6 protein-coding genes and 1 pseudogene are annotated in these 7,276 nt (G+C 65.0%); 5 read left to right on the top strand and 2 right to left on the bottom strand.

The genetic code is table 11. The features are described 5' to 3' along the window. Window positions 1-774: 774 nt before the first annotated feature. On the bottom strand, window positions 775-1,803 hold the full coding sequence (locus VML93_RS26140) for a diacylglycerol kinase family protein (RefSeq protein ID WP_325615172.1): 1,029 nt from the start codon (window positions 1,801-1,803) through the stop codon (window positions 775-777). Window positions 1,804-2,037: 234 nt separating this feature from the next. Here VML93_RS26140 and VML93_RS26135 point away from each other — a divergent pair, with 234 nt between their 5' ends. Together VML93_RS26135 and VML93_RS26130 are read left to right on the top strand one after the other, a co-directional pair. Then, window positions 2,038-2,907 carry an oxidoreductase gene (locus tag VML93_RS26135; protein ID WP_325615171.1) on the top strand — a complete coding sequence of 290 codons (870 nt, stop codon included), beginning with the start codon at window positions 2,038-2,040 and terminating at the stop codon, window positions 2,905-2,907. A 311-nt stretch (window positions 2,908-3,218) separates the two neighbouring features. Then, window positions 3,219-4,142, top strand: a complete 924-nt coding sequence (locus VML93_RS26130) for a DMT family transporter (RefSeq protein WP_325615170.1) — start codon at window positions 3,219-3,221, stop codon at window positions 4,140-4,142. 14 nt (window positions 4,143-4,156) lie between these two features. Here VML93_RS26130 and VML93_RS26125 read toward each other — a convergent pair. Further along, a pseudogene (locus tag VML93_RS26125) lies at window positions 4,157-4,339 on the bottom strand (GH12 family glycosyl hydrolase domain-containing protein); the annotation flags it as partial. Window positions 4,340-4,429: 90 nt separating this feature from the next. On the opposite strand from VML93_RS26125, the gene VML93_RS26120 reads away from it, so the two are divergent. The 3 genes from VML93_RS26120 to VML93_RS26110 all read left to right on the top strand — a co-directional run. Then, window positions 4,430-4,906, top strand: coding sequence for a YbjN domain-containing protein (locus tag VML93_RS26120; RefSeq protein ID WP_325615169.1), 477 nt, complete (start codon window positions 4,430-4,432; stop codon window positions 4,904-4,906). A 186-nt stretch (window positions 4,907-5,092) separates the two neighbouring features. Then, window positions 5,093-6,703, top strand: a complete 1,611-nt coding sequence (locus VML93_RS26115; RefSeq protein WP_325615168.1) for a protein kinase domain-containing protein — start codon at window positions 5,093-5,095, stop codon at window positions 6,701-6,703. Window positions 6,704-6,708: 5 nt separating this feature from the next. Beyond that, window positions 6,709-7,276: PP2C family protein-serine/threonine phosphatase (locus VML93_RS26110; RefSeq protein ID WP_325615167.1), on the top strand; the 568-nt coding region annotated here is incomplete at its 3' end.

Below are 7,276 nucleotides of genomic sequence, written 5' to 3'. Positions count from 1 at the left end.
AAGCCGATCAGTACGCCGATACTGAGATACGCATCTCCGCGTTTCAGTACTCAATGAACGGTCGCCCGCGGTGACCCGAAAACCACACATCGCAGCCATTGTTGTACTCACCCCCAAACTCAATCCGCAAACAAGAAGTCCGCGGCATTCATGCTCGATACCCTGCCGGAACCCAGCGCTGTAGCAACCGCTATCCGAGGCACTTGGAGCGCGGCGCATGGCCCCCCATCGCCCACGCCACCCCGTCGCCGCAGTACGGCAGGGCATCAAAAATCTACGGACATACTGACATACTGACGCCAGCGCTGCAGCATCAATATTTCGACTGCTTTGTCAGCAGACCGGCAGGTTGGCGCCCCACGCACGGCAGGGGCGGCTTGGAGGATCGACTGTGCGGGGTGGCGCGAATCACTAGCATTCCTGATCGTGGCGAGGCAGGACGCCGTGCTGGGCAGCGGTGGCAGAAACGCGGTCATCGTGATCACCGTGGCCGCCACTGGCCTGAGCGCATGCGCGGGACGCTCACGGCAGGAAACAACGACACCGCCGACGACGACAACGACAGCGCCGTCACCTCGGCAAACGGCGTCACCACCGCAGACGACGTACGGAGCGCAGACCGTACTGCCGTTCAGCGACCAAAGCGGACTCTTCGCCTGCGCCGCAAGGTCATGTGGATATGGCCGACGCTGGCATTGGGGCTGACCATAATCACGCTCGTGATAGGGGGATACCTGCTCCACTCGGCCCCGAGTGGGTCTTGATCCTTAACGGTTAGTCCGATTGTGCGCGTTGCGGTGTGACTCCACCTGGCGATAGCCCACCCACCTGGGCCACCCGGATGCGCGGCCCGGCGCTGGCCACAAGCTTGACGATGTCGACGAAGCGCTCGCCATCGATGATCGGCGAGAGCGACTCATCCTCGGCCTCGATGATCATCTCCTCGCCGTTGACGTCGGTCACCTGGCCGCCGCTCAGCTTGCCGCTGCGCAGCGCCGCGGGAAACTTTATGACGATCAGCGAGGGCCTGAGGTTCCCGGCTTGGAAATGCAGCGCGCCGGGTTTCTCCGCTTTCGGGAAGAGGCGGAATCCGGCACCGATATGGAGGTCGATCGCGCCGGCGTGCAGGATCCGGTGTGTCCGCGTCGGGATCTCCTGGCCGTCGATGACGACGCGGGCCTGCGTCGGAGTGAACAGACTGGTTGCATAGTTGGGCGTTTCCGTGTGGACGAACTTGCCGCGGATGTAGTCGCGGAAGGTGCGGCCGATCACTTTGACGACGTCCGCCCGGCCATGCGTGTGGTTGTCGTAGTACTTGTCGTAGAAGCGGTTGCCGACACCCCCGGCGGCCAGCCCGAAGCAGAGCCGATGGAACTGCGCGCCGTCGGCGGTTTCGCCGTCGAGTGTCAGGGTGTCCAGGAAGACTTCGGGCGGGGGCTGATCCGTCTCGGCGGCCGCCGCCAGGGCGCGCAGGACGTCTCTGGGTCGCCCGCCTACTCCCGCCTTGCGTCCGACAGCGTTGACACTGCCACCCATGCTGGGTACGAATGTCGGCCATGCGTCCGGATCGCTGATGCAGTGTTGGGTTTCGTTGATCAACCAGTTGAGCGACCCGTCGCCGCCGTCGCTCACCAAATGGGTGGCGCGGGTGCACAGGTCGCCCAGGACCTCACGCAGATCACCGGCGGAATGGGTTTCATGCACCTCGCCCCACTTGCCGATGATGTTGCGCAGTTCTCGGCTGCGTCCGGGAGCACCCTGGTTCTTGCGTGCGTGCGGATTGAAGATGACGCCTACATACATCCGCGGTCACCGGCTGGCAGATGGGAGTCGTCGCGGTGACGATCGGCGGGTACATCGCGGCCCAATTGAGTCCTCCTCGGGAGGTGACTGGGGCGTCCAGGTGGGATGCCGCGCGCCATCCCAGCACGATACCCGCCACGATGTCGGTGTCACGCCGGGAACAGCACGTGTGTTAACTCATACGACTAATCCCCGTCAGAGCCGTTGTCGAAACCTCGCGTTAGGGTGGCTGCCATGCCTGATTGGACCGCGGCAGACTTGCCGTCGTTCGCCGGACGCACCGCCGTCGTCACCGGTGCCAACGCCGGGCTGGGTGAGCTGACCGCCCGCGAGTTGGCGCGGGTCGGCGCCCACGTCATCCTCGCGGTGCGTGACACCGGAAAAGGTGCGGCCGCCGCCGCGCGGATGACCGGGGACGTCGAGGTGCGCGACCTCGACCTGCAGGATCTGTCCTCGGTGCGGAGCTTCGCCGATGACGTGGCCGAGGTCGACGTCCTGGTCAACAACGCCGGCATCATGGCCGTCAACCACGCGCGAACCGTCGACGGGTTCGAGCGGCACATCGGCACCAATCACCTCGGTCATTTCGCGCTGACCAACCTGCTGCTGCCCAAGCTCACCGGGCGGGTGGTGACGGTGTCCTCGCTGCTGCACAACATCGGCTACATCAGCCTCAAAGATCTGAACTGGCAGTCGCGGCGGTATTCGGCGTGGCTGGCCTACGGCCAGTCCAAGCTGGCCAACCTGCTGTTCACCAGCGAGCTGCAGCGACGCCTGGATGCCGCGGGCTCTCCGGTGCGGGCGCTGGCCGCCCACCCGGGCTGGTCGCACACGAACCTGCAGGGCAACTCCGGCCGCAAGTTCGGCGACGCGGTGGTACTGGCCGCCGACCGGCTGGTGTCCACCGATGCCGACTTCGGCGCCCGGCAAACGTTGTACGCGGTGGCTGAGGATCTGCCCGGCAACACCTTCGTGGGACCGCGGTTCGGCCTGTATGGCCGCACCCAGCCGACCTGGCGCAACTTGACGGCTAAGCGGGCAGCCACCGCCGCCGCGCTATGGGAGCTGTCCGAGCAGCTCACCGATACCAAATTTCCGCTCTGACCTGCTGTCACGGCGGCCATACGCGCCGCTGGCGGAGGTGGATACCGGTTGGCGAGCTGGGCAAACACGCCCGTCTGGTGTGCGGGATGTGACGGTCGGGTATCAAATCTGCTGTTCTATGGCACTGGCGGCGGCTGATGCCCCGATCATTGAGGTTAGGTATCAGAGGAAGTTTGGGCGCGCGGCCCTGCTGAGCATTCTTTTGCGCACGGGGGCCGCGGCCGCACTAGAGTCACAGCTAAGAAACTGCCGGTTAATAGCGAGTGTGCGGAGCGGTTTCGGGGGCGGGAAGTCGGCGAGGAGGTCAACCGATGTTGAAGGCGGAAGTCATCCCGGCGATTTTTGCCCTGTGCGCCGCGTTTTCGGCCGCGGTCGGAAGTGTGATCCGGCAACGGTCCGCTCAGCACATCACCGAAGGCGAAGTCGGCCACCTGAAGCTGTTCAGCATGTTGGTGCGCAATCGTCAGTGGTGGCTGGGTGGTCTGGGCGACGTCGCCAGCTACATCTTCCTGGCTATCGCCCTGGACCACGGCTCGGTCATGCTGGTCACGTCGCTGCAGGTGACGGTGTTGCTGTTCGCCATGCCCATCTATGCGCAGGTGACCAAACATCGCATCACCAACTTCGAGTGGATGTGGGCGGTAGTGCTGGCCACGGCGTTGGCGGTAGTGATTGCGGTCGGGCATCCGAAGGAGGAACACGACCGCGGCGCGGTGGAGGACTGGATCATCGTGGCCATCGTGTTGGGTCCCGCGCTGGCGTTGTGTGTGCTGGGCGCCCGGATATGGCGGGGCCGTCCGGTCGCGGCGGTGCTGCTGGGAGCGGTGTCCGGGTCGGCGCTGGCCGTGTTCGCGGTACTGACCAAGGCCATCGTCAATGTGGTCCATCACGGTGGCGGCCACCTGCTGCACACCTGGGAGTTCTATTTCTGGATCCTCGCCGGGGTGGCCGGGATGATCTTTCAGCAGTCCGCGTTCCGCGCCGGCTCGCTGACCGCCTCGCTACCGACGATCACCGTGGCAAAGCCTGTGGTCGCGGTCGCGTTGGGGCTCACCGTGCTCAAGGAGACCCTGAACGCCGACGGCCCGAAGTGGGCTCTGCTGATCGCGGCGACGGTGACGGTGATCGTCGCGACGGTGATGCTGGCGCGCGGTGAGGCCGCTTCCATGTCGTCCGACGAAGGGCATGAAGTGGATGTCGCGGACCAGTCGAAGGTGCCATTGCAAGAGGCGTGAGCGACTGCCGGGGCTCAGCTGACCCCGGCGCCGACGCTTCCGCTGCACGGCTCGAAGCCGGCCTGAATGCTGGTCAGATACCGCGAATCAGTAACCGGCTCAATGGTTTCCGTGTTGTCGATGAATCCCATGACGTCGAAATTGTTCCACGAGGTTATCGGTGAGTCCGCGACATAAGAAACCACGTTATTCTGGCCGTTGCTGCCCCGGTGCCGTCTTGAGAATTTCCTGAGCCGGTGAGCTCACCCTGATCCGGTATTGGTCAGAGTCGAGACTTTGGAGGAGTCGTGCAGATTGAATCGTTGAGTCCGGAGTTGATCGAACGCTGCCTGGACGCGCGCGGATGGCGGTTCTACCGCGGTGGTGATGGTAAGGACTTCCTGGTGCTGTTCGGTGCCGAGCACGGCACGCTGCAGGTGAACGTCCGGATCAGTGGTTCGCGTGGGGATGTGTTGGTGGTCTCGGTAAGTCCCGGCGTGAATTACCCTGCTGCGGAGCGTGCCCGGTTGATGGAGTTGGTCAACGACTGGAATCGCGACACGCATTGGCCCAAGGCGTTTGTGCGCGAGACGTCGACGCCCGACAAGGTCGGTGTGGTCGGCGAGAACAGCTATCCCGTGCGCGACGGCATCCACGTCGAGGCGCTTACCGATTTCATCGGCCGCACCGTCAGCTGCGGAGCCGACCTGTTCGACAAGATCAACGAGGCGATCAGCCTGCCGTCGGCGCAAACGCTGGAACACTGGCTGGATCGCACCGCCTAGCGGCGCCGACCAGTGCCCCGACCGGCGGCCACGTTCCTGCATGTTCACGGCACTTTGCGTTTCGCTGTCGACGACAGCGAATACGCTTTGTTAACGGTGCGAGATGGCGGGAGGGAATTGATGGTCGCGAGGCCCCGATGTGCGGTTTGTACTGCGCGCGGCATTGACCGCTGGCCCGTTGGTGCGGTGCAGTTCGCGGACTATGAGCCCGATTGGCAGGCGCCGGAGGAACTCCTCTTCGGTCCGATCCACCCTGGATATGCGGTGTTTTGCGAGCAACATCTGGACGGTGCGGAGCGGCTGCGTGGCCTGTCCAAGGCGGAGGCGATCGCCCAGCTGAGCACTGCCGACTCTGGTGGTTGGCGACCGGCGAAGCGGCCCGACGATGTGCGCGACGCCGGTGGCAAGGGGCGCGAGCGGTCGGGTGACTCGGGCCCGGTGGTGACGTTGTCAGTGGTGGAAGGCCCCGGGACCGGCGTGCGCTACCGGTACGAGGAGCGCGCGGTCGCGATCGTGGGGCGGGCCGACGATTGTGATCCGCGTATCGACGAGTCCGACTCCAAACAGCTTGTGTCGCGCCATCATTGCTTGTTCGACATCAATCCACCCGACATCCGGGTGCGCGATTTCGGCAGCCTCAACGGCACCTACGTCAACGAAGAGGAGATCGGCCGCCGCGAAGTCGGACAAAGCCCCGAGGAGGGTGCACGGCTGACCTTTCCGGAGCGCGATCTGGTTGATGGTGATCAAGTCAGGTTGGGCAACACAGTAATTCAAGTGAGTATCACCGTACCGCCGCCCTCGACACTGGCGGGGACGCAGGAGCCGACGGCGTGTACGTCGTGCGGGGGACCACTGAACGGCGACCCGCAGGGCACCTCCGGTGACGCGGTGTGTGCCCGGTGTCAGGCCGATCGCGGTGCGGCGATCGACGAGCTGCTGCGCCGGTTCGCCCCGTCGGCGGAAGACGCGTTGCCCGAGATCCCCGGCTACGAGCTGGTCAAGAAGCTCGGAGACGGCGGCCAGGGCGTGGTCTATCTGGCGCGTCACCAGGCCTCCGGTGAGCTGGTGGCGGTCAAGATGCTGTGGGCCAAGGGGGCGGTCAGAGAGCGGTCACGGGCGATGTTCGAGCGTGAGATCGTCAACATCAAATCGCTCGACCATCCCAACGTGGTGTCCTTCCGGGAATCCGGAAGGGTCGGGGCGGCATGGTTTTTCACCAGTGAATACTGTGCAGCGGGCAGCATCGACGACTTGATGGACACTGAGGGCCTGCTGCCCCCGGGTCGTGCGGTGCCCATGATGCTCGAAGCCCTCGAGGGGCTGGGCCACGCGCACGCGGTCGGGCTGGTGCACCGTGACATCAAGCCGGGCAACATTCTGCTGGCCCGCAGGGGGCGCGATCTGGTCGCCAAGCTCGCCGATTTCGGGCTGTCCAAGGCTTTCGATCAGGCCGGCCTGTCGGGAATGACGATGACTGGGTCGGTCGGCGGCACGATGCCGTTCATGGCGCGTCCTCAGCTCATCCAGTACAAGTACGCCAAGCCCGACGTGGACGTCTGGTCGATGGCCGCGTCGCTGTACTTCATGCTCACCGGCGAGTACGCACGCGATTTCGGGAAGCGGGACGACCCGATCCGGGTGGTGCTGGACAAAGACCCGGTGCCGATTCGCGAGCGTGACCCGAACATCCCGCATCGGCTGGCGGCGGTCATCGACGAAGCGCTTATCGATCGACCGGCCATCACGGTCACGTCGGCGGCCGAGCTGTCCGCGGCGCTGCGCAGGGCGATGTGAATCCCATGGGTGCCGTCGATTACGCGGGCCTCAGCGACATCGGGCGCAAGCGATCCAGCAACCAGGACCGCTGGACCGTGGATGTCAAGCAGGGTCTGTTCCTGGTAGCCGACGGCGTGGGCTCCAGCAGTGACGGAGCGCTGGCCGCTCAGATGGTGGTCGAGTTGCTGCCGGGCTATCTGGCGCGGCATCTCAAGCCGGTCGAGCTCGACGATGCGGCAGCATCCGAACAGCTGGGCCGCGCGGTCGCTGAACTCTCAGATGACCTGCGCGCCAAGGGGAAAACCGATTCCCGCATCGCGGGAGCCACCACCACGGTGGTCGCCGCCGTCATCGCGGGTTCGCGCGCGCTGATCGCCCATCTGGGGGATAGCCGCGCCTACCTCTATCGCGCGTCGCAACTCCATCACCTGACCCGCGATCACAGCCTGTTGGAGGCCCTGATCGACGCGGGTGAAGTCGCCGCCGAAGACGCCGACGGGCATTCCGCGCGCAACGTGCTGACCCGGCATGTGGCGATGCGCAGGCCGGCACTGCCCGACGTCGGTGTGGTCGACTTGCGACGCGATGACC

The organism is Mycobacterium sp. (genome assembly GCF_035499775.1).
Classification (GTDB): Bacteria; Actinomycetota; Actinomycetes; order Mycobacteriales; family Mycobacteriaceae; genus Mycobacterium.
This window is presented reverse-complemented; position numbering and strand designations above follow the sequence as displayed.

What these genes read in the sequence shown, in the direction of transcription:
- VML93_RS26140 (WP_325615172.1), bottom strand. Translation starts at nt 1,803, where the DNA reads ATGTATGTAGGCGTCATCTTCAATCCGCACGCACGCAAGAACCAGGGT.
- VML93_RS26135 (WP_325615171.1), top strand. Translation starts at nt 2,038, where the DNA reads ATGCCTGATTGGACCGCGGCAGACTTGCCGTCGTTCGCCGGACGCACC.
- VML93_RS26130 (WP_325615170.1), top strand. Translation starts at nt 3,219, where the DNA reads ATGTTGAAGGCGGAAGTCATCCCGGCGATTTTTGCCCTGTGCGCCGCG.